Annotated in this window: 20 protein-coding genes; 5 read left to right on the forward strand and 15 right to left on the reverse strand. The window is 51.1% G+C overall.

Annotation, left to right across the window (positions count from 1 at the left end; all coding sequences use genetic code 11):
* Window positions 1-2 precede the first annotated feature (2 nt).
* The 3 genes from EDC14_RS10365 to EDC14_RS10375 form a co-directional block, all read right to left on the reverse strand.
* On the reverse strand, window positions 3-1,043 hold the full coding sequence (locus EDC14_RS10365; RefSeq protein ID WP_132014225.1) for an ABC transporter permease: 1,041 nt from the start codon (window positions 1,041-1,043) through the stop codon (window positions 3-5).
* Window positions 1,044-2,543 (reverse strand): sugar ABC transporter ATP-binding protein, encoded by a 1,500-nt coding sequence (locus EDC14_RS10370; RefSeq protein ID WP_243662893.1) that lies wholly within the window; start codon window positions 2,541-2,543, stop codon window positions 1,044-1,046. It lies immediately after the preceding gene.
* 197 nt (window positions 2,544-2,740) lie between these two features.
* Entirely contained in the window at window positions 2,741-3,697 is a 957-nt protein-coding gene (locus tag EDC14_RS10375) for an ABC transporter substrate-binding protein (protein WP_132014226.1), read from the reverse strand.
* A 255-nt stretch (window positions 3,698-3,952) separates the two neighbouring features.
* Here EDC14_RS10375 and EDC14_RS10380 point away from each other — a divergent pair, with 255 nt between their 5' ends.
* From EDC14_RS10380 to EDC14_RS10390, 3 genes are all read left to right on the forward strand, one after another.
* Window positions 3,953-5,116, forward strand: coding sequence for a GntR family transcriptional regulator (locus EDC14_RS10380; protein WP_243662884.1), 1,164 nt, complete (start codon window positions 3,953-3,955; stop codon window positions 5,114-5,116).
* 158 nt (window positions 5,117-5,274) lie between these two features.
* Entirely contained in the window at window positions 5,275-6,957 is a 1,683-nt protein-coding gene (locus EDC14_RS10385; RefSeq protein ID WP_132014227.1) for a ribulokinase, read from the forward strand.
* A gap of 42 nt (window positions 6,958-6,999) precedes the next feature.
* Complete coding sequence (locus EDC14_RS10390; protein ID WP_132014228.1) at window positions 7,000-7,701, forward strand: L-ribulose-5-phosphate 4-epimerase; 702 nt, start codon at window positions 7,000-7,002, stop codon at window positions 7,699-7,701.
* Between the two features lie 92 nt (window positions 7,702-7,793).
* Here the strand turns inward: EDC14_RS10390 and EDC14_RS10395 are convergent, their stop codons facing one another.
* Together EDC14_RS10395 and EDC14_RS10400 are read right to left on the reverse strand one after the other, a co-directional pair.
* The gene (locus EDC14_RS10395) at window positions 7,794-8,966 is read right to left on the reverse strand and encodes an iron-containing alcohol dehydrogenase (RefSeq protein ID WP_132014229.1); all 1,173 of its coding nucleotides are present in this window, start codon (window positions 8,964-8,966) and stop codon (window positions 7,794-7,796) included.
* Between the two features lie 408 nt (window positions 8,967-9,374).
* Window positions 9,375-10,859, reverse strand: coding sequence for an L-fucose/L-arabinose isomerase family protein (locus EDC14_RS10400; RefSeq protein ID WP_132014230.1), 1,485 nt, complete (start codon window positions 10,857-10,859; stop codon window positions 9,375-9,377).
* A gap of 693 nt (window positions 10,860-11,552) precedes the next feature.
* Between EDC14_RS10400 and EDC14_RS10405 the strand changes: the two genes are divergently transcribed.
* Window positions 11,553-12,011: a hypothetical protein gene (locus EDC14_RS10405; protein ID WP_132014231.1), complete on the forward strand. Its 459-nt coding sequence runs from the start codon at window positions 11,553-11,555 to the stop codon at window positions 12,009-12,011.
* Between the two features lie 259 nt (window positions 12,012-12,270).
* Here the strand turns inward: EDC14_RS10405 and EDC14_RS10410 are convergent, their stop codons facing one another.
* The 6 genes from EDC14_RS10410 to EDC14_RS10435 all read right to left on the reverse strand — a co-directional run bounded on the left by EDC14_RS10410 (window position 12,271) and on the right by EDC14_RS10435 (window position 17,959).
* On the reverse strand, window positions 12,271-13,884 hold the full coding sequence (locus tag EDC14_RS10410; protein WP_132014232.1) for an L-serine ammonia-lyase, iron-sulfur-dependent, subunit alpha: 1,614 nt from the start codon (window positions 13,882-13,884) through the stop codon (window positions 12,271-12,273).
* Window positions 13,885-13,930: 46 nt separating this feature from the next.
* Window positions 13,931-14,668 (reverse strand): amino acid ABC transporter ATP-binding protein, encoded by a 738-nt coding sequence (locus tag EDC14_RS10415; protein WP_132014233.1) that lies wholly within the window; start codon window positions 14,666-14,668, stop codon window positions 13,931-13,933.
* A complete protein-coding gene (locus EDC14_RS10420) occupies window positions 14,665-15,381 on the reverse strand; it encodes an amino acid ABC transporter permease (RefSeq protein ID WP_132014234.1) in 717 nt (238 codons plus the stop codon). The genes EDC14_RS10415 and EDC14_RS10420 overlap by 4 nt, the downstream gene beginning before the upstream one ends.
* 178 nt (window positions 15,382-15,559) lie before the next feature.
* Window positions 15,560-16,342: a transporter substrate-binding domain-containing protein gene (locus tag EDC14_RS10425; RefSeq protein ID WP_132014235.1), complete on the reverse strand. Its 783-nt coding sequence runs from the start codon at window positions 16,340-16,342 to the stop codon at window positions 15,560-15,562.
* A 204-nt stretch (window positions 16,343-16,546) separates the two neighbouring features.
* A complete protein-coding gene (gene cysK / locus EDC14_RS10430; protein ID WP_279388744.1) occupies window positions 16,547-17,485 on the reverse strand; it encodes a cysteine synthase A in 939 nt (312 codons plus the stop codon).
* A gap of 135 nt (window positions 17,486-17,620) precedes the next feature.
* Window positions 17,621-17,959: a NifB/NifX family molybdenum-iron cluster-binding protein gene (locus tag EDC14_RS10435; RefSeq protein WP_132014237.1), complete on the reverse strand. Its 339-nt coding sequence runs from the start codon at window positions 17,957-17,959 to the stop codon at window positions 17,621-17,623.
* A 563-nt stretch (window positions 17,960-18,522) separates the two neighbouring features.
* Here EDC14_RS10435 and EDC14_RS10440 point away from each other — a divergent pair.
* Window positions 18,523-20,622, forward strand: a complete 2,100-nt coding sequence (locus EDC14_RS10440; RefSeq protein ID WP_132014238.1) for a methyl-accepting chemotaxis protein — start codon at window positions 18,523-18,525, stop codon at window positions 20,620-20,622.
* 417 nt (window positions 20,623-21,039) lie between these two features.
* On the opposite strand, the gene EDC14_RS10445 is transcribed toward EDC14_RS10440, so the two are convergent.
* From EDC14_RS10445 to EDC14_RS10460, 4 genes are all read right to left on the reverse strand, one after another.
* Window positions 21,040-21,948, reverse strand: a complete 909-nt coding sequence (locus EDC14_RS10445) for a substrate-binding domain-containing protein (RefSeq protein ID WP_132014239.1) — start codon at window positions 21,946-21,948, stop codon at window positions 21,040-21,042.
* Between the two features lie 44 nt (window positions 21,949-21,992).
* On the reverse strand, window positions 21,993-23,024 hold the full coding sequence (locus tag EDC14_RS10450; RefSeq protein ID WP_243662885.1) for an ABC transporter permease: 1,032 nt from the start codon (window positions 23,022-23,024) through the stop codon (window positions 21,993-21,995).
* 78 nt (window positions 23,025-23,102) lie between these two features.
* Entirely contained in the window at window positions 23,103-24,584 is a 1,482-nt protein-coding gene (locus EDC14_RS10455; protein ID WP_207930736.1) for a sugar ABC transporter ATP-binding protein, read from the reverse strand.
* A 157-nt stretch (window positions 24,585-24,741) separates the two neighbouring features.
* Window positions 24,742-26,247, reverse strand: coding sequence for an ATP-binding cassette domain-containing protein (locus tag EDC14_RS10460; RefSeq protein ID WP_132014242.1), 1,506 nt, complete (start codon window positions 26,245-26,247; stop codon window positions 24,742-24,744).
* Window positions 26,248-26,282 lie beyond the last annotated feature (35 nt).

Here is a 26,282-nt window from a genome sequence, read left to right on the forward strand (position 1 = left end):
TTTCATGCAGCAACCCTCCTCGCCTTTACAGTAGCGATTTCCCTGAATTTATCCGATTGCAACAAACAAACGATGATCACGACAACCGCCTTAACGACCAAGGTAAGTTCCGGGTTAACGCCCCGGGTAAGAATAGTCGTGGTCAGTGTCTGAATAAATAAAGCACCGATTACCGAGCCCAGTAAATAAATTCGGCCGCCGTTCATCGAAGTACCGCCCATGACCACCGATAGAATGGCATCTAATTCCATGTTGAGCCCCGCGTTATTGGCGTCGGCCCCTTTAATATCGGACGTAATAATCAATCCGGCAATTCCCGCGCACAAACCGCTAAAGGTGTAAACCAGCAACTTGACCATTCTGGCATTGATTCCCGCATAGCGGCTGGCGGTTGGATTATCCCCCACCGACTCGATATAAAGGCCTATTGCCGTCTTCCGTGTCAATAAGTACGTTACGATCAATAAAAACGCCACTATCGTCAGGCTAAACGGTAACCCCAGGAAGAAACCGCTGCCTATAAATTGGAAATCTTTATTGACAAAGATTAAAATCTGTCCTTGTGTAATCAATTGAGCGATTCCCCGACCCGCAACCATCAAAATTAACGTGCCCACCATCGGTTGAATATCCAAATAGGAGACCACAAAGCCATTCCAAAGCCCCGCTATCAGTGACACAAACAAAGCGGTCCCTACAATCATGTATAATGGCGGCGCTTGAGAGTACTCTAATACCCCCTTTAAATATTCCGGCCGGATCATCAAGGCTGCAACTGCTCCGGAGATTGCGATTACCGCGCCTACCGAAAGATCGATTCCCCCGGTCCCAATGACCAGCGTCATTCCAATGGCTAATATTAAAACCGGCGCCGCACGGTTAAGAATATCGATCATGCTCCCAAAGAGATGACCATCGCGAATTTCGACATTGATAAAACCTTTGGTAAAAAAGATATTAAAAAGGAGTATTATAATCAAAGCCATCAACGGCCAGAATAACGCTCGAAACGATTGATTCGCGAAAAAATTCTGTGATTTCATTTAATGTTTTAAGCCTCCTTCCGCGATGGTATGAATGATTTTTTCTTCATTGATATTTTCGCCAAGCAGCTCCGCAATTTTTACCCGGTCCCGCAGAACCGTGACCCGATGACTGCAGCGCACCACTTCTTCAAGTTCGGAAGAGATAAACAAAATCGACATTCCTTCATTGCAAAGTTCCATGATCAACTTCTGAATTTCCGTCTTGGCTTCCACATCGATACCGCGCGTGGGTTCATCCAAAATTAAAAAACGGGGATTTGAAGCCAGCCAGCGGGCCAAAATTACTTTTTGCTGGTTGCCGCCGCTCAAATTTTTTACCGGCTGTTCCGTGCTTGGAGTAATTATATTTAAGTCCCGGATAAATTTCTCTACGATCTCCAACTGTTTTTTTCGCGATAAAAAACGAAACCAACCCTGCCTGGTTTGCAGCGCCAAAATAATATTTTCCCGCACTGTCAAGTTGGAAATAATGCCTTCTCTTTTACGATCTTCAGGGCAATAGCCAAATCCGCAACTGATGGCACGTTGTGGAGAATCTAACGATACCGGTTTTCCATCCAATAGAGCCTGCCCTTTATCAGAGCGGTCAATCCCAAAAATCAGTTTTGCCAGCTCGGTACGGCCCGAACCCAACAGTCCCGCTAAACCGACGACCTCTCCCAATGAGAATACCAAATCCAAGGGATGAATCGAACCTTTCCGCCCTATGCCGTTTACTTTCAAGAAAGCCTCTTTCTCCTCAACATTTTGATGCCGGGCAGTCTTGGTTGAAGAAGCTTTCTCCAAATCGGCCAGCTCCTTGCCGACCATGGCCGTAATCAATTCCAGCCTTGGGAATTTGGCAGTCTCGTAACTTCCAACCAGATTCCCGTTACGCAATACGGTGATTCGATCGCTGATTTCATAGACCTGATTCAAAAAATGCGTAATAAAGATAATCCCCATGCCTTCATTTTTTAGTTTACGCATGATTTCAAAGAGTTGTTTGACTTCATTCTCATCCAGGCTGGAAGTCGGTTCGTCCAAAATTAAAAGCCGGGCTGAGATATCGACGGCCCGGGCAATTGCGACCATCTGTTGGATCGCAATGGAATAAGCCGATAACGGCTCGGTAACATCCAATTGAATGTTAAGCCGGGCCAAAGCCGATTCCGCGCGCCGGTTTATTTCTTTCCAATCGATCTGTCCGAAACGCATCGGTTGACGCCCAAGGTATATATTCTCGGCAACAGAAAGGTAAGGCACCAGATTTACTTCCTGATAAACCGTGCTGATTCCCAGCAATTGCGCTTCATGCGGCGAGTGAGGGTCAATCTCTTTCCCCTCAAACAGTACTTTTCCACTCTCCCGGCGGTGAACTCCGGTCAGTACTTTTATTAAGGTCGATTTCCCGGCGCCGTTCTGCCCCATCAGTGCATGGATCTCGCCCGAACTCACCGTAAAATCGACGTTGGTTAGCGCTTTCACACCCGGAAAACTGATGTTGATATGGCTCATTTCCAGCAAGGCCGGAGAAGCGGGACGTTCGAAATTTCCCGCGACACTGCTTTGGTCTTTCGATAGTCCAGGCATCCTAGTACCACCTCTGATTGAATAATTCGCCAAAAACATGAAATGAATAACATACTTTATTCTGCAGGAGTTTCCCAGAGAGTGGGAAACTCCTGCAATTCATGACCGATGGGGAGGAGTGATTAATATTTCCGAGTCGGCAAAACCTCTTTCGCAACTTCTTGCGGGAAGATGCCTTCTTTGGTTACGATTCGTTTCGGAAGCGGTTTTTTGGCCATAATCGCTTCCACGGCATCAAAGAATTGCGGTCCCAGCAACGGGCTGCATTCAACCGTGCAATTCAATTTGCCCTCGATCATCGCCTCAAAAGCGCCGCGCACAGCGTCAATGGAAACGATAATGATGTCTTTGCCGGGTTTTAAACCGTACTCTTCAATGGCCTGGATGGCACCGATGGCCATATCGTCATTATGGGCGAACAAAGCATCGATATTTTTGCCCTCAGCCTTTAAGAAAGCCTCCATGACTTCCTTGCCCTTGGAACGGGTAAAATCGCCACTCTGGGATTTGATGACTTTCATGTTCGGGTAACTTTTGATAATCTCTTCAAAACCTTCTTTACGATCAATGGCGGGAGCGGAACCGACGGTGCCTTGCAGCTCAACGATGTTGGCTTTGCCTTTCATCTTTTCAGCGAGCCATTTGCCGGCGCGCCGGCCTTCTTCTACAAAGTCAGAACCCATGAAGGTTACCCACAAAGAAGTATCTTTGCTGTCTACGGCACGGTCGCTTAGGATTACCGGAATCTTCGCCCGTTTGGCTTCTCTCAAAACCGGTTCCCAACCAGTCTCGACAACCGGCGAAAAACCGATCACATCCACTTTTTGCGCGATGAAGGAACGGATGGCTTTAATCTGGTTCTCTTGTTTTTGTTGCGCGTCGGAGAACTTCAATTCTATGCCACGTTTCTTAGCCTCGGAAATAATCGATTCGGTATTGGCCGTCCGCCAAGCGCTCTCCGCGCCCACCTGCGAAAAACCGACCACAATCTTTTTGGCGGCGCCAACGACGCCCAGGCTTAACAATATTACCAAACAACATACTGTTGCAACCGCGAAATACAACTTACCTCTCTTCACAATGAAACCCTCCTTCTTCTTTTTCAAGCGAACCGAAGACAAGCCGAGCTGAATGTTTCCTGACACCCCTCCTTCCAACAAAAGCGATATTGTGACCAGCCAGATAATAAAACAAAAAATTTGCCATTGTGTAACTTTATTTTTACATTATTAGTATAGGAAATCCTCACCCGGCTTTGAATAGAAATTTTTCAATTATTATAGAATATCTTTTCTCCCGAACCGGCCGTTTCGCCGCCTTCCCCGAAATAACGGTTGACTTTACGTGATGCTACGCTTATTCTATCTATAGACTGTAGCTCTGCGGCATTTACCCAAATATATGAGTTGGTGAAGCGGATGTTAGACCCGAGTAATCCGTCCCCAAAATATAGTCAGTTAAAAGAGCATCTCAAAGAATTGATTCGCGACGGCGAACTTTCGCCCGGCGAAAAACTGCCTTCCGAAAATGATCTGGCCCGGCGTTTCAAACTGAGCCGTCATACGGTTCGGCAAGCTTTAGGGGAACTCGAAAACGAAGGTTTTATCTACCGCGAACAAGGCCGCGGAACGTTTTGCCGGCAAAATCCGAAAACCGTCCGCCCTAACATCGCGGTACTGACCACCTATATTTCGGACTATATCTTTCCTGCGATTATCAAAGGGATCGAAGAAGTATTCAGTTCCGAGGGATATAATCTGATCCTGGCCAGTACCAACAATGATCCGGTGAAAGAGGCCCAATGTCTGGAAAACCTGATCAGCCAGGACATTGTCGCTCTGATTGTAGAGCCGACCCAAAGCGCGCAGCCCAGTTCCAATCTTGATTATTTCCACAAGCTTGAAACCAGAGGCATCCCTTATGTAATGATTCATGCCTGCTATCCCGAGTTGGACCCGGCCTACCTTGTCATGGACGATGAACGCGGCGGCTATCTGGCCACTCAGTATCTTTTGCAGCTTGGCCATCGGCGAATCGCCGGAATTTTCAAAAGCGACGATATGCAAGGAGTTCAACGCCGCCAAGGTTTTCTGGCGGCACTCGCTGAATATCAACTTTTACCCAACCCGAACTGGATTGGCAGCTATAAAACCGGGCAAATCCACTCCTACCCTTTTGAGTTCAGTCGGAGTTTACTTACGCAAGATCCGCGTCCTACCGCAATCGTCTGTTACAACGACCAGATCGCTTTGGAAGTGTTGGAAGCGATCCGTCATGCGGGCCTCAAGGTTCCTCAGGATATTTCATTAATCGGCTATGACGATTCACTGCTAGCCTCCGCCTCCGAGGTAAAGCTGACTACTTTTAAGCATCCGAAAGCAGAAATGGGCCGTCAGGCAGCCCGATTTGTCATCGATATGCTGAATGGCCGGATCGCGAAACCAAGTCTCACCTATCCTCCGGAGTTAATCATCCGTTCTTCCTGTCGAACTCTTTGAAATGCGATCATCCATCCTTTTCCGAATATCCGTTAGAATCATCGCCAAGGAGTTTGACGGGGGCCGGCGAATCCATTATAATGGTTGTACGTACAAGTATTGCATCCGATATATCAAATTACCAAAATAAATAAAGCAAAAAAAGGAGCGTAGGTAAAATGAAGACAGACCCCTTGGTTCTGGGATTGGATTTTGGGACCGATTCGGTGCGCGCCCTAGTCGTCAACGCCTCCAACGGAAAGGAAGAAGCCAGTGCAGTCGCTTACTACCCGCGTTGGGCGAAAGGAAAGTATTGCGATCCGGATAAGTTCCAATTCCGGCAACACCCTCTTGATTATGTGGAGAGCTTGGAATCGGCTATTCGAGAAGCTTTGGCGAAAATGCCAGCCGGCTCCGGCGAAGCCATCGTCGGCATCGGCATCGACACCACAGGGTCCACTCCTTGCGCCATCGACCAAGCGGGGCTGCCTTTGGCCCTCCGGCCCGAATTTTCTGACAACCCCAACGCCATGTTCATCCTCTGGAAAGATCATACCGCCATCCGCGAAGCTCAAGAAATTAATGAAATTGCCAAGTCCTGGGGCGGGACCGATTTTACCAAATATGAAGGTGGCGTTTATTCGTCGGAGTGGTTTTGGGCGAAGATCTTGCATGTTTTACGGGAAGATAAGGCGATTCGGGAGGCGGCGTTCTCCTGGGTCGAACATTGCGATTGGATTCCAGCATTGCTGACCGGGATGGTGGATCCCCTCTCCATGAAACGGAGCCGTTGTGCCGCGGGGCATAAGGCAATGTGGCACCAGGAATGGGGCGGCCTGCCGGATGAGGCGTTTCTGACCCGGCTCGATCCCTTATTGGCCGGACTGAAGGGACGGTTATTCACTGAGACCGTCACTTCCGATGTCAAAGTCGGCGGATTAACCCCGGAATGGGCCGAGCGTTTGGGAATGAAGCCGGGCACCGCGGTGGCGGTGGGCGCCTTCGATTGCCACATGGGCGCGGTCGGCGCCGAGATCACCGAGGCGACCCTGGTGAAGATCATGGGGACTTCCACCTGCGATGTCATGATAGCCGCGCCGGAGGTAATCGGCACGAAATTAGTTTCGGGAATCTGCGGCCAGGTGGACGGTTCGGTCATTCCCGGAATGATCGGCTTGGAAGCCGGACAATCGGCATTCGGCGATGTGTATGCCTGGTTCCGCCGGTTGATCGCTTGGCCGCTCCAGGCGATCCTGCCGGAAACTTCCTTAATTGACAGTGCCACCGCTGAAAAACTGCGCGCGGAAATCGAATCCAAAATTCTGTTGAAACTCACCGCCGAAGCCGCACAATTGGGCCCCGAAGAGACCAGTCTGCTGGCTCTGGATTGGTTAAACGGCCGCCGGACGCCTTTTGCCGATCAAACGCTGAAAGGCGCGGTGCTCGGCTTAACATTGGGAACTACCGCTCCGAAACTCTTCCGGGCTTTGGTTGAGGCTACCGCCTATGGCGCCAAGGCGATCGTGGAACGCTTCCAGGAAGAGGGCGTCCAAATCGACCAAGTCATCGCCATTGGCGGCATCGCCAAAAAGAGCGATTTCGTAATGCAGATCACCGCCGACGTGTTGAATATGCCGATCAAAGTCGCCGAATCCGAGCAAGCCTGCGCACTCGGCGCCAGCATGTTCGGAGCGGTGGCCGGCGGGCTTTTTGCCACCATCCATGACGCCCAGGCCAAACTGAACGGCGGTTTTAGCAAGACGTACGTGCCGATCCCCGAGAATGCCCTGCGGTATCAGAGCAGCTATCAATGCTATCTCTCGGTCGGCAAATCTTTGGAAAAGACTTTACAGGCTTTATAAGTTTTGGATCATGAGAATCTCGTCGCAAAGAGGTGTCGGATCATGCTTGAATCCCTAAAAGAGCAGGTACTTGAAGCGAATCTGGAGCTAAACCGCAGGAACTTGGTGATCTATACTTGGGGCAATGTCAGCGGGATCGACCGGGAAAAAGGGTTCGTTGTCATTAAACCGAGCGGAGTCCCTTACGAGGAACTTCGGGCGGATGCCATGGTCGTATTGACTCTGGACGGCCGGATCGTCGAGGGAACGCTGAACCCCTCCTCGGATACCCCGACCCACCTGGAACTGTACCGCAGTTTTCCCACCATCGGCGGCGTGGTCCATACCCATTCCCCGTATGCCACTTCCTGGGCGCAGGCCCGGGTGGGAATTCCTTGCTACGGGACGACTCACGCCGATTATTTTTACGGCACGATTCCCTGTACCCGGCCGCTCTCCCGAACCGAGATTGAGAGCGAGTATGAACTCAATACCGCCAAAGTGATCGTAGAGCGTTTTCAAGATCTGAACTATCAATTCGTCCCGGGAGTTCTGGCGGCCGGACACGGACCCTTCACTTGGGGCAAAAATGCGCTGGATGCGGTCCACAACAGCGTGGTTCTGGAGGAGATCGCCAAGATGTCCCTCCATACGCTGCAGTTGAACCCGGCGGCCGAACCGGTCTCCCAGTATCTGCTCGACAAGCATTTCTTGCGCAAACACGGACCCAATGCCTACTATGGCCAGAAGACCGCGGAAAAATAGCGTTCCGCCATTCCAATCCCCTATCTGACTGAAGACGAAACCAGGCTACCCTGAGCCATACCGGGTAGCCTGGTTTTTGATTTTCGAATCGTTTACTTCAGGGCCAGCCGGTAGATAGCTAAAACGTCCGCCCGCCGCAACTTCACGAAGTTGCCGATCGTCTGGCGATCGCCGGCCGTACATTTGTCGGCCATCTCTTCCAGCTTTTCCTCGGGGATCTGTAGCTCATTCAGTCTCGTCGGCAGACCCAACGAGCGGTAGAAGGATTCCAAGCGCTTGATTCCTTCCAGGGCCGTCCGCTCCGGCGAACCGAAACTGCAATCGACATTCCAGACCCGTACCGCGTACTGTGCGAAACGAGCCAAATCGTGGCGGTAAACATACTTCATCCAGGCCGGAAAGATTACCGCCAGGCCGGCGCCATGGGCGACATCGTAGGCTGCGCTGAGCTCATGCTCGATATCATGGGAACCCCAATCGCCGGTCCTCCCGGTATTCAGGAGGTTATTATGGGCCACGGTTCCGGCCCACATCACCTCGGCCCAGGCCGCGTAATGATCCGGCTCCGCCGCCAATAACGGCGCATTTTGAATGATGGTTTTCAGCGTGGCCTCGCAGAGCCGGTCGGTAAAGTCCACCTCCCGGGTGTTGGTAAAATAGCGCTCCATGATATGGGCCATGATATCCGAAGCGCCGCAAGCCATCTGGTATTTGGGCAGCGTGAATGCCAATTCCGGATTGAGGATCGAGAAACGGGGATAGATCAGCTCCGAATTGAAGCCCCGCTTGTACCAACCATCCTCGTTGGTGATGACACTGGCGGTGCTGGCTTCGCTGCCGGCGGCCGGAATTGTCAGGACCGTCCCCACCTGGAGCGCCTCCTTCAATTCCGCCTTGCCGCTGAAGAAATCCCAGACATCCCCGGCATAAGGGACGCCCATGGCGATCGCTTTGGCCGAATCGATGACGCTGCCGCCGCCGGCCGCCAGGATAAAGCCGATCCCCCGCTCCCGGCAGAGCTGAATGCCTTGCCGGACCAGGCTCAGCCGCGGATTCGGCTGAACCCCGGCCAGCTCGACGATGTCCACCCCGGCCCGCCGCAAGGAGGCGACGATCCGATCATATAACCCGGTCCGGCGAATCGAGCCGCCGCCGTAATGCAGCAGCACCTTATCTCCATAAGCGCGGACCTCGGTCCCCGCTTGTTCTTCCATGCCCTTCCCGAAAAGGATCTTGGTTGGATTTTGAAAGATAAAGTTTTCCACCCACTCACTCTCCCTTCCATCCAATTTTGCGAAGCCGATGAAGGCGCCGCCTGATCACGTTTTCGAAACGGCGCCCGAGATCCGCCGCCATCCCCACCCCGCTTCGGGATGGGGATGGCCGAAACCAAAACTTTCACTCAAGCTTTTTCGAAGCGTTGTGATAAACCCTGCCCGAAGGCCAGGGTGAACACAAAAGCTCGGAAAAGCAAGTGATAAAGTCGTTTTTTAGTCCACTGAAAGGCTGATTTCCGTTTCGAAAGACTTTATCACATGGCTTTTAGAAGCGTTGTGATAAACCCTGTCCGAAGGCCAGGGTGAACACAAAAGCTCAGAAAAGCAAGTGATAAAGTCGTTTTGAAATCCTTTTGCCAGTCGAATCGTTTGGAAAGAGACTTTATCACATGGCTTTTAGCGAAACGGATTCTCATCCCGGTATAGCATTCCCGCCGGCTGATTGAAAGCGACATCGGCGACGCCCAGCATCTTCATGGCGGCGAACAGGACCTTTCCGGCATGATCAAAAGCCACGCCGGCATGGTGCGGGTAGCGTTTGGCGATGAGCACATGCCGGTAAAAACGGGCCATTTCCTTGATGGCGAAGATCCCGATGCCGCCGAACGACTTCGGATCGGCGTCGATGACTTCGCCTTCCGCGACATAGCTGCGCAGGGTACAGTCGGCGGTGCTTTGGAGCCTAAAGAGGGTCACCGCGCCGGGCCGGATGGTCCCTTCCAGCGTACCGCGGGTAATGTCAGGCTCCTTGCCGGACTCCAGCAAACGGTGCATGATCAGCTGATACTTCATGGCGGCGTTCTTCATGCAGCTGCTCGGGGTATTGCCGCAATGGAAGCCCATGAAAAGATCGTCGTTGCGGTAGCCCTGAAAAGCGGCGGGATTATTCTGCACCATGTCGCGGGGCACGGTATTGTTGATGTCCAACAAGGTGGCCGGCTTCTCCGTGGCGCAGGTGATGATGTACTCGCTCAACGCGCCGTAGATATCGGTCTCACAGGATACCGGGATCCCCCGGGAGGCAAACCTGGAATTGACGTAGCAGGGAACGAATTTAAACTGCGTCTGGAAGGCGGGCCAGCATTTGTTGGCAAAGACCGCATACTCCGAGGCGCCCAGATGATCGGCCAGCCAATCTTTCAAGGTCAGTTCATATTGGGCCAGGCGCGGCAGAATCCCCGGATAGCCGTTGCCGGCCGCCCCCAGCTCCGCCTCCATCTCGGCGATCACCCCGGCGATCCGCTCGTCCCCGGCATGGTTGTTGTAAGCTTCAAATAGATCCAGCTCCGAATTTTCCATAATCTCGACCCCCAGATCGTACAGGGGCTTGATCGGAGCATTGCACGCCAAAAAGTCCTGCGGCCGCGGGCCGAAGCTGAAAATCTTCAACTTCGCGAGACCCAGGATAACCCGGGCGATAGCCTCAAAATCAGCGATCAGCGCCGCGATCTCATCGGGAGTTCCGACCGGATATTCGGGAATGTAGGGATTCAACCCTCGCAGCCCCAGGTTGTAGGAGGCGTTCAGCATGCCGCAATAGGCGTCGCCGCGGCCGCCGACCAGATTGGTCTCGGTCTCCTCGGCCGCCGCCACAAACATGGCCGGGCCGTCAAATTTCTGGGCCAGCAGCGTCTCGGGGCCTTCGGGACCGAAATTTCCGAGATATACCACCAAGGCATTCACGCCGGCATCCTTCAACTCCGCCAAAGCCTTGAGGACATCCTTCTCATTTTCGACCGTCGTCTGCACTTCGGTGATCCGGAGCTTCTTGTCCGTACAAGTTTGGACAACCGCTTTCCTGCGCTCGGCACTGAGCTCCACCGGGAAACAGTCCCGGCTCACCGCCACAATGCCCAGCTTCACTTGGGGAATGTTCATCATGGTTTAAACCTCCTCGATTTTTTTAAATCAGACATTACTGCATCGTTCCGACCTGCTTTTTGAAGATCTTGGGGTCATGAATCTCAAAATATTATTCGGAAGATATCCCGGATTTCCTTTCCCCTATCCGAAAGAATTTGGCAAAATCCCCAAAAAAAGCTTCCTTAGCGCATCAAGCTCGGTACTGCCCCACAGACCCACCCTTAAAGGGGAACCATCCCGTCCGGAGCACGGGCAATTGCCCCCGGGGGCGGCGGGAGGGCTTCCCCGGCCTCCGGCAGACCTTCCGAAGCCCACGGCGGATCCGCCGCAGCTTTCGGAGGAAGCTCCGAAAGCAACCGCGAACCTTCCAAAGGCTTCGGCAGTGGCGCTACAGGTTTTACCAATCCCGCCAAAGCTCATGGAAAAGCGTCCGGAAAGCGTAGCGGATCTGCCGCACCCTCCAGCCACTCGAGTCTGACCGGCGGGGCTGACGTTGATTCGAGCGGGGCGAAATTTTCCGGCCGGATTGAAACCAGCGGCCAAATATGTTAAATTAAAGAAAAAAGAAGCGAAAAAGCATCATTTCTTTATTGAAAATAAATCCCGAACGGATATAATTTAAAAGGAAAAGAAGTTGTTTTCCGATGACCGGGGGGTCCAGCCGTTTCTTCGGGAATTGTGATGAGTTCAGTCTGTTTTTAGGAGGTAAATATGAAGAAATTTTTCATACTTATCTGCATTGCATTGATCGCTTTGCTATTTCAGATCCAATGCCTGGCAATGAATACCGTCGCCAGCACTGAGATACCCAATGCCGACAAAAAGTTGATCATCGACGCCACCATCAGCGACATGGTGAACCGGGGCTTCTCCGTGGTCAGCGTCAATGAGTACCAGATATCATTCAAACGCGACTTGTTCAACGTTCCCAAAGCCATGCTGTTCGATCCCAAGCTCAACGGCACGCCGGAAGGCCGGATTACGCTCAATATCGTCCAGGTCAACCGGAACGTACGGATCGTTGCCGAAGCCAAGATCTTCACCAACCCCAACAGCGGTTACGAACGCAGTTTCCCGGTCGACGCCAAATATATTCAGCCGCTGCTGGACGACATGAAGTACAAATTTATCGGGGCGATCAAATTTCAGATCAAATGGTCTTCCTTATAATTCTGGCATGACGGAAATTCTCCCGGTAAAAGCCGGACCTTCGGGTTCCCCGGGTGGGAAACATCTCGATAACGTTACATATCCGCGGCGTATCGCAACCATGAAACCGTGCCCGGGCTCCCAATCGGCCCGGGTTATTTGATGTCCGGGCCCGAATGGGCCGTTTTAAAAGCCATGTGATAAAGTCTCTTTCCAAACGATTCGACTGGCAAGAGGATTTCAAAACGACTTTATCACTTGCTTCTCTGAGCTTTTGTGTTCACCCTGGCCTTCGGACAGGGTTTATCACAACGCTTTTAAACCAACGGTGAAACGCCGTGATCTGCCTTTGGCCGGTGGGCGTGGCGCAGCAACCTCCGGTCGAGGTGCAACGTAATTCCGGCGCCAAGGACCGGCCGACCCGGTCGGCAGCATCCAGCGCTTCGTGGAACGGCAGCACCGCATCGCCCCCCGCCAGCGCCAGATCCGCATAGACAATGGCCATGCAGACCGCGCTCAAAATCCGGCTGAGACAGGGCTGTTCAAAACCGCCCGGAATCGGATCGCACGGCAAGCCCATCATCGCTTGGATCATCAAGGAAGCCGCCTGCTCCACCTGGAGCGGAGTCCCGCCAGCCATCTCGGTGATGGCCGCGGCGGCCATCGCGCCGCAGACGCCGCATTCTCCGGCGCATCCGATCACTTCTCCCGTCGGCGCAGTACGGGTATAAGCGATCGCGCCCACTCCGGCCGCGACGAACAACCCCCGCAACAGGTCCTCGTCTCCGAAGCCATGCGCTTCCCGAACCGCGCACAACGCCGCATAGAGATAACCGCCGCCGGTCCCCATCGGACCGGGCACGATCTCCACCCCGGGCTGCTTGCGGTTGACGCCCAGGGCCAGCCGGACCGCTTCGGCAAGCACCGGTCCGGCCAGCGTGTTTCGCTCCTGATAGCGAGGCCAGATCCGGTCGTCCCGCCGGGTGAAAGGCGATTGATCCGGCTGCTCGGGTTCCTGATAAACCGCGTGGGTTTGGCGGTACATCTTTCGTTCCAGCTCTTTCATATAGGCGATCACATCCTCGCGTCCCCAGCCGGACGCGGCCATCTCGTACTGGATCGCGGCTTCGGCCAGGCTCCAGCCCCGCTCCGCCGCAACTTCCCGCCAGCCCGTCATCGTATCGAAAAGTTGCGGCCGCTTGGCAGCGCTCGTCACCACCGGAAGGATCGCCTGCATCCATGCGATCCGGATTCCGGGGAGCAGGCGTTGCAGCGCCGGCAGGTCGGGCCATGCCGAAAGCCGGTAATAATATAACAGGCCCGATTCGTCACTGGCCAGTTGGCCCTGGTCTACCTTCCCGGACAGTCCGTCGGAGATCGACTGAAGCGTTTCGCCGCCGATGCGCCGTTCAGGGTCGAATATCAGCAACACATGAGCGTCCCCCCGCGTCTCCAAGGGAAACCCTTCCACCCGGCGGGTAATCACCATCCCGCCGCCGATGGAATCGCCCACCAGGCTCACCGTCAGACCGCTCCTGCCGGTCAGGATGATTTTGAGCGCATTGGGATGGGAGCTCTCCGGCAACGTCTCCTGCCGGAAGCGGTATTTCACTCCCGAAGCGTCGGCAATCCGCCGCGCCTCAAAGAGCCGCGGATCGTGGGGAAGCATGCCCAAAGCGCCGCCCAGCATTCCGACATCCTCACTCATCAGGCCAAACGTCCCCGCGAAAGAACCCTGCGGATCCATGACGAATTCCGCTTCGGCCAGCTCTTCGCCGAGCAGGGAACGGGCCAGCCATCCCAAGCGGCAGGGCCCCGCCAGGTGGGAGCTGGAACCGGGCTGCATCACCGGCCCGAATACGTCATTAAAGAACTCCGGATATAACGTTATCATCCTCACTCACCTCTCCAGGCTTCTTCTTGATAAAAAAACGGGCCTCTTACGAAACCCGCACCCGTTGCAAAAACTGTTTGGTCCGTTCCGAATGCGTCTGGTGAAAGAACGTGGCCGCATTGCCTTCCTCGACGATGACTCCGTTATCCATGAATACGACATGGCTGGCGACTTCCTGGGCGAAGTTCATCTCGTGGGTCACTACCAGCATCGTCATCCCTTCCCGGGCCAGCGCTTTCATGACTTCCAGCACTTCGCCCACCAGCTCCGGATCGAGTGCCGAGGTCGGCTCGTCGAACAGGATGGCTTGCGGCTCCAAAGCCAAGGCCCGGGCGATCCCCACCCGCTGTTGCTGCCCTCCGGAAAGCTGGGCCGGGTAAAAATGCAAGCGATCCTGAAGCCCCACTTTCTCCAGGAAATGCAGGCTCTTGGCCTCGGCTTCCCGTTTGGGCAGGCGCTTGACGGTGACCAGGCCTTCCATCACATTCTCCAGCGCGGTTTTGTTCCGGAACAGGTGATAATGCTGGAAAACCATGGCCGTCTTCTGGCGCAGGGCCAGGATGGCCGCGCGGCTGGCATGAGCGGCGCTCACCGTCATCTCGCCGATGCGCACCGTTCCCTGATCCGGCTTCTCCAGGAAGTTAATGCACCGGAGCAATGTCGACTTGCCGGAACCGCTGGGGCCCAGGATTACCACGACCTCCCCCTGTTTCACCGCCAGATCGATCCCATGCAATACTTCGGTCCGGCCGAACGATTTATGGATATTTTGCAACTCGATCATGCCGTTTTTGCCCCCTCAAACCGTTTGGCCCGGGTTTCCAATACTGCCACGACCCGCTCGACCAAGATGCAGATCCCCCAGTATATCAGCGCGACCACGATATATACTTCAAAAAATTGCAATCCCCGCGCCCCAAGGATCTTCGCCTGGCCCATCATCTCCACCACCGAGATCATAAATGCCAGCGAAGTATCTTTGATGAGGCTGATGAAGGTATTGCCGAAGCTCGGCAGGGCGATGGCCACCGCTTGCGGCAGAATAATGCGCCGCATTCCCTGCAGCCGGGTCATTCCAATCGATAGCGCCGCTTCCATCTGGCCTTTGTCAATGGCCTCGATGGAGGCGCGGATGGTCTCCGATAGATACGCTCCGACATTCAAGGTGAATGCGAAATAGATGAAGACGATGGCCGGGATGCCGTTCACATTGAGATTCCAGCCATAGTTCAGCTGCAGATATTCGAGGACTTTGGGGATCCCGTAATAGGCCAGATAGATCTGGACCAATAGCGGAGTTCCCCGGGTAAAAGAGATATACAGAGCAGCCAATTGCTTCGCTAGCGGCACCCGGTAGATCCGGACCAACGCCGTGGTCAATCCGACGAACAGGGCTAACACCATGGAGACCGCCGTGATATTCAGGGTGACCGGCACCACCTGCAGGACATCCGGAATGATTGCAATCATGAACTGAAAATCAAACAATGGTTTCATGGCACGCTTCCGTTTCTCAAATTTTTTCAATTTATAGTCGGGAGGATTCCTTCATCAACCCCGCTCCAAGTCTCCAAAATCTACTACCCCCTGGATCCTCAGAGGGATGGAGGGGGTAGTAGGTTCCTTGCTCTTCAGAGCCGGCTTATCACAAATTGGCGCCCTTTTCTCAAGTCCATTATTTGGTGAAATCAGCGCTGAACCATTCCTGGGACAGCTTTACCAAGACGCCTTCTTTCTTGAGTTCCGCCAACGCTTTATCGAATTTGGCCTTCAATTCCTGGCCCGCTTTGTCTTTACGGAAGACAAAATGACTGGGAACCAGCGCAAGCGGTTTGCCGACCAGCTTGACATTGAGGCCTAGCTGCTTAACATTATAGCCGACCGTCAGCCGTTCATTCAAGGTCGCATCCAGCCGTCCGGCGACGATATCCTGTAATACGGTGGTCAGATTGCCGTCATAGTATTTGATCTCGAATTCTTTTTTCGCATTGTTGTAATCTTCCAATATTTTCGTATAATTGCTGCCAACGCCGGTTCCGACCTTGAAACCCTTCAGATCGGCCAGGCTATTGATGGCGCCGGTCCGATCGCCCCTGACAATGATCTGGGCACCGGAAATGAGATAGCTGTCGGAGAAGATATACTTCTTTTCCCGTTCCGGATTCTTGCTGATCTGATTGGCAATCACATCAAACTTTTTGGTCTCCAACCCCAGGAACATGCTGTCCCAAGGAGTCGGAAGGAACTTCACGTCCAAGTTCGCTTTTTTGGCGATGGCTCTGACAACTTCTACATCGTAACCGGTTAAATTGCCTTTATCATCGACATATGTAAAGGGTGCGTAAACTCCCTCGGTTCCAACCAAAATGGTCTTCTTTGACGGGGACGCCGCGAAGGCACTGCCGGCCAGAATGATACCAATTAAGGCCATGGCCAGGATGAACCTGAAATTTTTCATGATGGACGCTCCTTTTAAGTAAAAATCTATATAATTATTCTTATAATAATGCTAGGAATTAAGTTTGTCCAGTATCATTTGTTGCAGCAGCTAACAAATACTTTGAAGACCAAGTTTTCGCACTCATTCTGACGAAAACTTGGTCTTCGTCTTCCAGACATTTCTTATCAGATTACGCAGAATTCAAATAATAAAAAATTCGAGTTAAGCTTCCTGAAATACCGGTGTGGACAAATAGCGTTCTCCGGTATCCGGCAGCAATACGACAATTGTCTTTCCTTTGTTTTCAGGCCGCTTCGCGATTTGAGTGGCGGCAAAGGCAGCTGCCCCGGAGGAGATCCCGACCAGCAGACCTTCGGACTTGGCCAGTTTGCGGGTGGTTTCAAAAGCTTCCTCATTCTTCACCTTAAAGATTTCGTCGAGAACCGCGCGGTTTAAGATATCGGGCACAAAGCCGGGGCCGATCCCTTGAATTTTGTGCGGGCCCGGATTGCCGCCCGAAATGACCGGGGAATCAAACGGCTCAACCACGACGATTTGAACGGAAGGTTTCCGTTGTTTCAACACCTCGCCCACTCCGGTGATGGTTCCGCCGGTTCCCGCGCCGCCCACAAAGATGTCGACCTGACCGTCGGTATCCCGCCAGATCTCCTCGGCGGTCGTCTGCCGGTGAATCGCCGGATTGGCCGGGTTCTTGAATTGTTGCGGAATGAAGGAGTTCGGTGTCGCCGCGGCCAACTCCTCCGCCCTGCGAATCGCGCCTTTCATGCCTTCGGCGCCCGGCGTCAGTACCAATTCCGCCCCCAGCGCTTTTAAAAGATTCCGTCGCTCGATGCTGAAAGTCTCAGGCATCGTTAAAATTAATCTGTAACCACGCGCGGCCGCCACGAAAGCCAGCGCGATACCGGTATTGCCGCTGGTCGGTTCGATGATCACGGAATCTTTGGTGAGCAGACCCTTTTCCTCAGCGTCTTTAATCATCGCATAGCCGATCCGGTCTTTCACGCTGCCGGCAGGGTTAAAATACTCCAGCTTTGCAATGAGCCGCGCTTCCAAGCCTTGCGCCTTGTTATAATTGGATAATTCCAGCAGCGGCGTATTCCCGATTAAATCCACTAAACTTTTGACGATTTTGGTCGACACTTTCATCCCTCCAAAATAATTCCTTTTATTCCTAGTGATTTACTATGTTTAATTCCATAATAACCCTTCATTTCAAAATTGTCAATAAGCAAACGGAAAAGAATCTCAATCTCATACGCGTAAGTACTGACTAATCTAAAGGACCTCGGTGGCGTCGGACAATTGACGTAAGGCCTCGTCAATGAAGTCTGGAATCTCCAAGGCTCTTATTCCACAGGCCGCCAATTTCTCGACAGCACCGGGTCCAATCCGGCTGACGATCACCGCCTGGCAATCAGCCAAAGTCTCAATGGTGCGTTGATGTCTGGATTCATCCGCTTTTTCCCAGTTGCAGGAAGGACAATTGGCGCGCAACCCAATAAATTCAAATTCATTTTGCTCGTTCCGGTCAAAGATAAGAAACTGGGTCGCCCGCCCGAAATGCTGATTGACATATTTCCCATCGCTACTCGCTATAGCCACTCGATAACTCACCTTTTTGCCTCCTTTTCCATTTTATACGCTCCAGTAGAACTTATAGTCCATTGTAAAATATGCCCACTTAAAGGAAAAGCCCATTTCATTGATTGCCTGGATATGTTTTCCGTTCATTACAAGCCGAAAAATAGCCGTCATGCATGGCTTAAAAAAACGGTATCACCGAAATGCGGATAAAAATCACTAAACCCGGTACGGTTTTCGGAGATTTTTTTACAAAAATTGTCCAGTATTTAAATATGATTAGTTATAATATGAATTTTTCCAGTTTTGTCGATTATAAGGCTCAAGTCTATAATTATTAATATTTCTAAAAATTTCAACCAGAAAGTGCTTTAGTTTTTTTATATGTGTACGAAAATATATTATGACTGACCATTTAGTAAAGAAAATAAAGAAACCTCATCCATGGCGTTTTTTTCAATTTCAATTGCTAGTTTTTTACCAAAGGTGGTGTAGGATAATGAAAAAAAGATAAAAAATTAAAGCCGTCAAGATTTAACAATTTCCTTCGCAATGTCACGAATGAAAATTAGAGGATTAAAAGAAGGGTGATAATAATGCTTAAAGACATGGAAGTCGGCAAAAAATTGGCACTAGGGTTCGGAATCGTAGGGTTACTCATCATTATGATGGCGGTTTATTCAATCTTCGGTCTGGTTCAGATCGATCAAGGCATCAAAAAAGTAGTGGAGGATCGGATGCCCAAAACCATTTGGGCCAATGAGATTAGCGAGAACACCAATGTAGTCGCCCGGGCCCTCCGTAATATGTTGCTGTGGAATGACCCGTCCAAAGTGACGGAAGAAGAAAAAAGAATCGTGGACTCCACAGCGAAAATCGAACGCCAATTGAAAAAATTGGAGCAAACCATCCATTCCGACGAAGGGAAAAAAGTGCTTCAAAAGGTATTGGCTGCCTACAATGAATATAATCCGGCATTGGCCCATCTCCGCCAACGGATCCATGAAGGCAAAAAAGCCGAGGCTATCGCCTTGCTCTTTACCGAAATGCGCCAAAAACAGAACGCTTATCTCCAAACATTAAGCGATCTCGTCACTTTCCAAACCGCCCTAATGTCCGAGAGCGGTCAACAAGCATACCAGCTCATCCAGCGCACTACCTTTTTCCTGATTCTTATCTCGGTGATCTGTTTGATTCTGGCCTGCGGTATCACTCTGCTGATGACCCGCAGTATCACCGGGCCGCTGAAAGAATGCGTCGATGTGGCGGAGAAGGTTGCCCAGGGTGATATCTCCTTCACCATTGAAGTTCAACGAAAAGATGAACCCGGATTGGTCCTCGTCGCGATGAAAACCATGACGGAAAGCATCCGGAATATGCTGAAGGATGCCACTGAATTGGTCGAAGCCGCCAAACAAGGAATGCTAAGCACCCGGGCCGACGCCGTCAAACACCAGGGAGATTTCCGTAAGATCATTGAAGGATTCAATCATACACTGGATGCCATGGTTCAGCCGGTCCAAGAAGCCTCTCAGGTGTTGCAGGAGATGGCCCAGGGAAATCTGCAAACCGCCATGAATGGAGACTATCAAGGCGATCATGCAGTCATCAAAGATGCTCTGAACCATACCATCCTCTCGATCCGGAATTATATCGCAGAAATCTCCGCGGTTTTGACCGCGATGGCCGGCGGAGATCTGAATGTGGCGATCCAAAGTGATTATCGGGGCGATTTCGTTCAGATCAAAGACTCTTTAAACCGCATCATCGATTCGTTCAACGAGATCTTAGGCGAGTTTTATCATGCTGCCGATCAGGTAGCCTCAGGAGCCAAGCATGTCTCCGATTCCAGCCAGATATTATCCCAGGCCGCCACGGAACAAGCGAGTACGGTTCAGGAGATTACCGCGTCCATGACCGAGATTGCCGCCCAAACCAAGCAGAATGCCGTCAATGCCAACCAGGCCAGCGAACTGGCAGTCGCCGCCAAGGGGTATGCGATCGAAGGCGATCAACAGATGGGGGTCATGCTCAATTCGATGGAGTCCATTAACGAGGCCTCGGGGAACATCTCCAAGATTATCAAGGTAATCGACGAGATTGCTTTTCAGACCAATATTCTGGCTCTGAATGCCGCCGTCGAGGCGGCCCGGGCTGGGCAACACGGCCGGGGTTTCGCCGTGGTGGCCGAGGAAGTCCGAAACCTGGCGGCACGCAGCGCTGACGCAGCCAAAGAAACCACTGCTTTGATCGAAGGCTCCATTCAAAAGGTGGAATCCGGCACTCTAATTGCCAATCATACCGCAGAAGCTCTAAACCGAATCGTGGACGGTATTACCGAGGCTGCTTCGCTAATCGGAAATATCGCTACCTCCTCCAACGAACAGGCTTCGGGCATCACCCAAGTTGATCAAGGCATCTCCCAAGTAGCCCAAGTTACTCAGACCAATACCGCCACGGCCGAACAGTGCGCCTCAGCCAGTGAAGAGCTGTCCAGTCAGGCCGATCTTTTAAAGAGCATGGTTCAGAGATTTAAGCTGAGAAAACAACGGAACGCCCAACGAATGCCCGGCGATGCCAATTCCTTCACCAAACCGGCCCTGGAAGTCAACGGCTTGGATTGCAGCTTGCGGCAAGTGGCAGCGGCCGTCCAGCCGTTCGCTCCTCAGAGTTCAGCGGAGTTCGGTAAATACTGATGGGATCAAAATCAGCCCAAAACCACGATTCCGGTTTCTTTCGTAACTCATTATGAACGCCGGAGGCATCCATTTCGGACTCCTGAGCAACTTTTGACAGTACCTCTTCTCATTCTTAACCTGGCGGGGATTTTCTGACTCAAGAAAATCTCCGCCCAAAACTTGCATGACTGGAACGGAAGGCCGCCCGAGGGCAGCCCTACCTGCTACGCCCGCTGCAAAGTCTGAAGAAGGAACCTCTTTGGCGATTCGGAGGAAATTGGGCCATGGCTGAAGTCAGCTTCCCTTGAAGGATTCCGATGCCGGGCGCATACTAAAACCCCCGGATACTTTGAATATCCGGGGTTTTACGACTCTGGCTATCAATTAAACGCCAGTTTAGGGATTATTACGCTTAAGGTTTAGTGGAGTACCAGATTACTTGGTAACTACCGACACACCTGTATCGACGACTTTACCATCGGCCTTAACTTTGCCGGTTAAAACGCTAACCGCCGTTTTTAAGCCTTCATAACCCATCACCGACGGATTTTGGACCATGGTCGCCTTTAAAAATCCGTTTTTAATCAAACTTTTAATTGCGTCGGACGAATCGAAGCCAATACCGATAACCGATTGGCCTGACTCTTTGATGGCATTGCCGGTACCAACCGCGGAACCCTCATTAGCGCCAAAGATGCCGACGCAGCCCTGGGTAATATAGTTGGTGGCGATATCTTTTGCTTTTGCGGCATCACCGTCGCAGTATTGGGTCGCCAGCAATGTATAGCCCTTGCCGCGTAAAGCCGCGCGGAAGCCCTTTTCACGAGCGACGGTCGAGGCCGTTGCCGCGTTAACACTGATAATACCGATTTTCCCTTTTTTAATGCCCGCTTTGGCCAGGTTCTTGAGCATTTCATTACCGGCTGTTTTGCCTGCGCCTTCGTTATTGGTTGCATACGTGGCAACTGCCGGGAATTTGGCGGGAGAGTCAACGTAAATAATTTGGACCTTTTTCGCTTGTGCTTCTTTCAATGCGGAAGTTACAGCATCCGGGCCGTTCGCGGCAAGCAAAATCGCGTTGGCGCCGTTGGCTACGGCGTTATTGATCATCTCGATTTGCTTGGCATCGTCTTTTACGTCCGGAGCAGTCCATTTGTAATCAACATTACCGAGCTCGGCAGCTGCCTTTTTACAACCTTGATCAATTCCCGCCCAATACTGGTCCATTTGATCCATGGTAATCAGGAAAATTTTAAATGATTGGGGCGCGGCATTGATAGATACCGCCGAAAAACATAACGCGAGGACCAGTACCAAAAGCGTGCATCGGAACAGTTTTTTCATTAATCTTTCTCCTCCCTTTTATATAAAAGCCTTTTTGGCTTTTATTAACTGGCTTTTACCATCGTCGGCTTCATCGTTGTCTTGGACTTGGTTTTATCGGTTCTCCTGGTTCGTACAATGACGTCCATGAATACGGATAATACCACAATGATGCCGATAACGATATTGCGGATCGCCACAGGCGCGCCTGCAAATTGCAGACCGTTTGCCAAAGCGCCCCAGATACATGCGCCGACAACGGTACCCAGCAGGATCCCCTGTCCTCCGAGAGTACTCACTCCACCGATAACGGCCGCCGCAACAGCATATAATTCGTAAGAGTTACCCGCATCCATGGTACCCATCCCCGTGGTCGCACACGTGATAAGTCCGACAATCCCCGAACAAAATGCACTTACCACATAGGCCTTGATTACCGTATGCAAAGTGTTGACTCCGGAAAGGCGTGCCGCTTCCAAATTGCTGCCGGTCGCGTAAATATGCCGTCCCGTGCGGGTTTTGCTGAGCAAGAAGTTAAAAATGAACCATAAAACCACCGCGATAATGATTCCGTTAAAAATCCCAAAAGTTTTTCCATAGTAAAAAAAGTCACGGAAGGCATTGGCAACGGGGCCATCACCGATCAGATTGGTATTGTAATTGTTATTCACAATTTGGGCCACGCCACGGGCGATGGTCATCGTGCCCAAGGTCGCAATAAACGAAGGAAGCTTGCAGCCGGAAACCAAAAAACCATTCAGAACACCGGTAAACAAACAAATAACCATGGTAATTCCCGCTGCCACCCATGGGTCGACGCCACGGGTCATCAAGGTCGCGGACACCATACAGCTCATGCCGACCACCGAACCGATGGAAAGGTCGATGTTTCCGGTAATCAGTACAAAGGACTGGGCGATGCCTATCAAAAGAATCGGCGCAATTTGCCTCAAAAGATTGGCGATATTGACAGGCGAGAAGAACAGCGGGTTAATGATTCCAAAAACCAAACACATAATAATGAGACCGATGCCTACTGTGATGACCTGACCCATTCCCCGAATGCTTAGTAGTTTCTTCAGTAAGTTATTTTCCATCATTTTTACCCCTACATTTTTATATCCGTTTCGATTTGGATCAAATAAGTTTTAAGAAAATGATTTCAAATTATCGAATTACACAACTTTGCTTTCAAAGCGAGTGGCATATTCTAAAATAGCATTTTGTGTTACATTTTCCTGGTCCAGTTCTCCGGTGATCCTTCCGTCGCACATCACCAATATCCGGTCACTGATTCCCATAATCTCCGGCATTTCCGACGAAACGAACAATACGCCGATCCCTTCTTGCTTAAGCTCATTCATGATATTATATATTTCAACCTTGGCGGCAACGTCGATCCCCCGGGTCGGCTCATCAAAAATGACCACCTTGGAATTCCTGGCCAGCCACTTGGCCACAACCACCTTTTGCTGGTTACCGCCCGACAGGCTGGCGGCATCATTTTCGGGATTCGATAATTTAATGTTCAGGCTGGTAACAGCTTTTTCGATCATTTCCGTCTCTTTTTTCTGGTTGACAACGCCCAAGCCGTTACAGAGGATATCCAGGTTTGGCAACGCGATATTTTCCTTGATGCTCAAGCCGGTGCAAAGCCCGTCTTTCTTACGATCCTCCGGCGCGAGCACCAGTCCGGCTTTAATGGCATCCATCGGACAGTTGATGGTCACCGGTTCGCCATTGATGAAAATCTCTCCGGAATCCTTGGGATCAACCCCAAAAATCGCCCGGGTGGTTTCGGTCCGTCCCGCGCCCATCAAACCGGCGATTCCGACAATCTCTCCCTCATACAATTCAAAGCTGATGTCTCTGACCATTTTGCCGGCATTAATGTTTTTTACCTCGAAGACCTTTTGGCCGCGTTTCGTTTTGACGCGCGGGAATTTTTCTTTGATTTCCCGGCCCACCATGTTGGTGATGATTTCGGGCATGGTTATTTCTTTGAAAGCGGCACTGGTAATAAACTTGCCGTCGCGCATGATGGTTACTCTATCGACGATATATTGCAGCTCTTCCAGGCGGTGCGAAATATAAACAATCCCGCAACCGTTCTTCTTCAAATCCCTGATGATGGCGAAAAGTTCGTCGATCTCTTTACTGGTCAGCGCACTGGTGGGCTCATCCATGATCAGCACTCGGGCATCCGTGGAAAGCGCCTTGGCAATCTCCACCATCTGCTGCTTGGATACGGATAAATCCCCTACCACGGTCTGCGGATCGATATCGATTTTCAACCGGTTTAACAGTCTCCGCGCTTCCTCGTTCATCTCTTTGTCGGTCAAAATTCCGCCGCGGCACTTTTCTCTGCCGAGGAAAATGTTCTCGGCGACCGTAAGATGGGAACACATGTTGAGTTCCTGGTGGATGATGGCGACGCCTAAGGCCTGCGCTTTATGGGGCGTCATGTCTCCCACCTTTTTACCGAAAATGGTGATTTCTCCGCTGTCACGAGTGTATACGCCGGATAAAATTTTCATCAAGGTGGATTTGCCGGCGCCATTTTCCCCCAAAAGGGCCATCACCTCGCCTGAGCGTAAATAAAACGAAACATCGTCTAAGGCTTTCACTCCGGAAAATGACTTGCAAATATGCTCCATTGTAACAATATAGTCCGCCACTTAAGTCACCTAGTCCTTAATCAATTGATTCGTTTTCAAATCGATAATTAAATTATAACAAAGACGTAAATGTTTGAGGTATGGGGGAGTTTTTAGAAATGAGGGTGGATTTTATAGGAGTCAGTATAACCGGTGATCACTGGGGATTTTCGGTAAGCTTGTGATACTCGCCGCTGTAAAGTTCATTGATTAGCGTTCCTTTTTCCAAGACCAACAGACGGTCTGCTATCAAAAGCGAGTCGGAAAGATTTACCGCCAGAATGAGCACTGCCATTTTTTTGTCCAATAGCATTTTGATTAAGTTGCGGATTTGAAGGCGCATCGCCATATCCCCTTCGAAAAACGGGTTGACACAAATGACAACCTTTGGATTTTGCAAGTGGATTCGATAATACACCAGACTATACAGGGATTGTATCGAGAGCTTTGTAATGTCCCGCGCATGGATATCCGGACCGATAATCGGTTCATACTCCTTGACAATACTCTTTCTGATTGCGCTGCGCATCCAGAAGGGCCTAAGCTTTTTATCCGCTGTGAAACACATATTGTCAAAGTAGCTCATTTCTTTGAATAACAAATTCCGGATCGGTTTTTCCGGGATAAAGCCTAAGGTTTGGAAGGCTTTTTTGGCGAGTACTTCCCCATTTAATAAAATCTGCCCCTGTTGCGGTTTCCTTTCAAAATTCATCAGCGCCAGGATATCGATGTACACGGTATTGTTCTTGTCCAACAGCACCACGCATTCTCCCGCTTTGACATCGAAGGTGAGCTTATTGATGTTCCCGCTGGAAACATTACAAAACTCCAGCACCCGCTGCCCGTTTTTCAAGGGCGTTTGCGGCTTTTCATTGTCAAAACCTTCGCCTTTTTTGCCCCGGTAGACCCAGGGAAAATCGTTCATCCATTGCGGCAGGGCCTGCCGTTCATGGTAGTTTTTATAGAATTCATTGGTAAAAGGCAGGATTTTTTCTTCCTTAAATTCGTCCTTTCCCAAAACCTTAAGCGCCTTGCCGTTTTCCATTAAACAAATTTTGTCACAAATCGAATAGGCCTCTTGATGATGGTTACAGATGTACAAAAACGAAACGCCTGACCCGGTATAGGTTTGCATAAGCTGATGAAACTTGATAAGGTCCGTGGTACTGATAAAGTTGCTGATATCCCGGATGATAACCAACTTCACTCCGCCGATGATGGCTTTCAGAAGCTCCACAACACATTTCTCATAATAGGTTAAACCTTGCACCTGCTGTTCGCCATGCAAATCAACTCCGGCATCCATGGCGAACATCTTAAACTGTGAATTCAACGTTTTGGAATGAATAATATACTTTTTGAAACCGCGGCGCATGACATAGATATTGTCCGCCACCGTTAGATTTTCAATGAGGCTGAACTGCTTTTCGATCACTGCGACCTTGTTGCGCGTCAACGGGCTTAACGCATAGCTGTTTACCAGCTTTTCGTCGAAATAAACCGAGCCGTAATATAAGGGTACATTACGACAAATTAATTCGATCAGGCTTTCCAGTCCATGCCGGCTAATGGCGATCAAACCCATAATCTCCCCGCGAAAAATATGGAGATTAAAATGGTTCAAAAGCATTACGCCGTTTTCAGCCGTTACAATTTTCTCCAAGCGCAAAATTTCCTGCCGCATCTTTTCGCCAGACC

Origin of the sequence: Hydrogenispora ethanolica (assembly GCF_004340685.1) — a bacterium.
Classification (GTDB): domain Bacteria; phylum Bacillota; class UBA4882; order UBA8346; family UBA8346; genus Hydrogenispora; species Hydrogenispora ethanolica.

Excerpts from the sequence above, each read along its gene's own strand:
- EDC14_RS10440 (WP_132014238.1), top strand. The coding sequence starts at position 18,523 with ATGCTTAAAGACATGGAAGTCGGCAAAAAATTGGCACTAGGGTTCGGA.
- EDC14_RS10390 (WP_132014228.1), top strand. The coding sequence starts at position 7,000 with ATGCTTGAATCCCTAAAAGAGCAGGTACTTGAAGCGAATCTGGAGCTA.
- EDC14_RS10425 (WP_132014235.1), bottom strand. The coding sequence starts at position 16,342 with ATGAAAAATTTCAGGTTCATCCTGGCCATGGCCTTAATTGGTATCATT.
- EDC14_RS10365 (WP_132014225.1), bottom strand. The coding sequence starts at position 1,043 with ATGAAATCACAGAATTTTTTCGCGAATCAATCGTTTCGAGCGTTATTC.
- EDC14_RS10400 (WP_132014230.1), bottom strand. The coding sequence starts at position 10,859 with ATGATGAACATTCCCCAAGTGAAGCTGGGCATTGTGGCGGTGAGCCGG.
- EDC14_RS10405 (WP_132014231.1), top strand. The coding sequence starts at position 11,553 with ATGAAGAAATTTTTCATACTTATCTGCATTGCATTGATCGCTTTGCTA.
- EDC14_RS10410 (WP_132014232.1), bottom strand. The coding sequence starts at position 13,884 with ATGATAACGTTATATCCGGAGTTCTTTAATGACGTATTCGGGCCGGTG.
- EDC14_RS10445 (WP_132014239.1), bottom strand. The coding sequence starts at position 21,948 with ATGAAAAAACTGTTCCGATGCACGCTTTTGGTACTGGTCCTCGCGTTA.
- EDC14_RS10450 (WP_243662885.1), bottom strand. The coding sequence starts at position 23,024 with ATGGAAAATAACTTACTGAAGAAACTACTAAGCATTCGGGGAATGGGT.
- EDC14_RS10420 (WP_132014234.1), bottom strand. The coding sequence starts at position 15,381 with ATGAAACCATTGTTTGATTTTCAGTTCATGATTGCAATCATTCCGGAT.
- EDC14_RS10415 (WP_132014233.1), bottom strand. The coding sequence starts at position 14,668 with ATGATCGAGTTGCAAAATATCCATAAATCGTTCGGCCGGACCGAAGTA.
- EDC14_RS10385 (WP_132014227.1), top strand. The coding sequence starts at position 5,275 with ATGAAGACAGACCCCTTGGTTCTGGGATTGGATTTTGGGACCGATTCG.
- EDC14_RS10370 (WP_243662893.1), bottom strand. The coding sequence starts at position 2,543 with ATGAGCCATATCAACATCAGTTTTCCGGGTGTGAAAGCGCTAACCAAC.
- EDC14_RS10455 (WP_207930736.1), bottom strand. The coding sequence starts at position 24,584 with ATGGAGCATATTTGCAAGTCATTTTCCGGAGTGAAAGCCTTAGACGAT.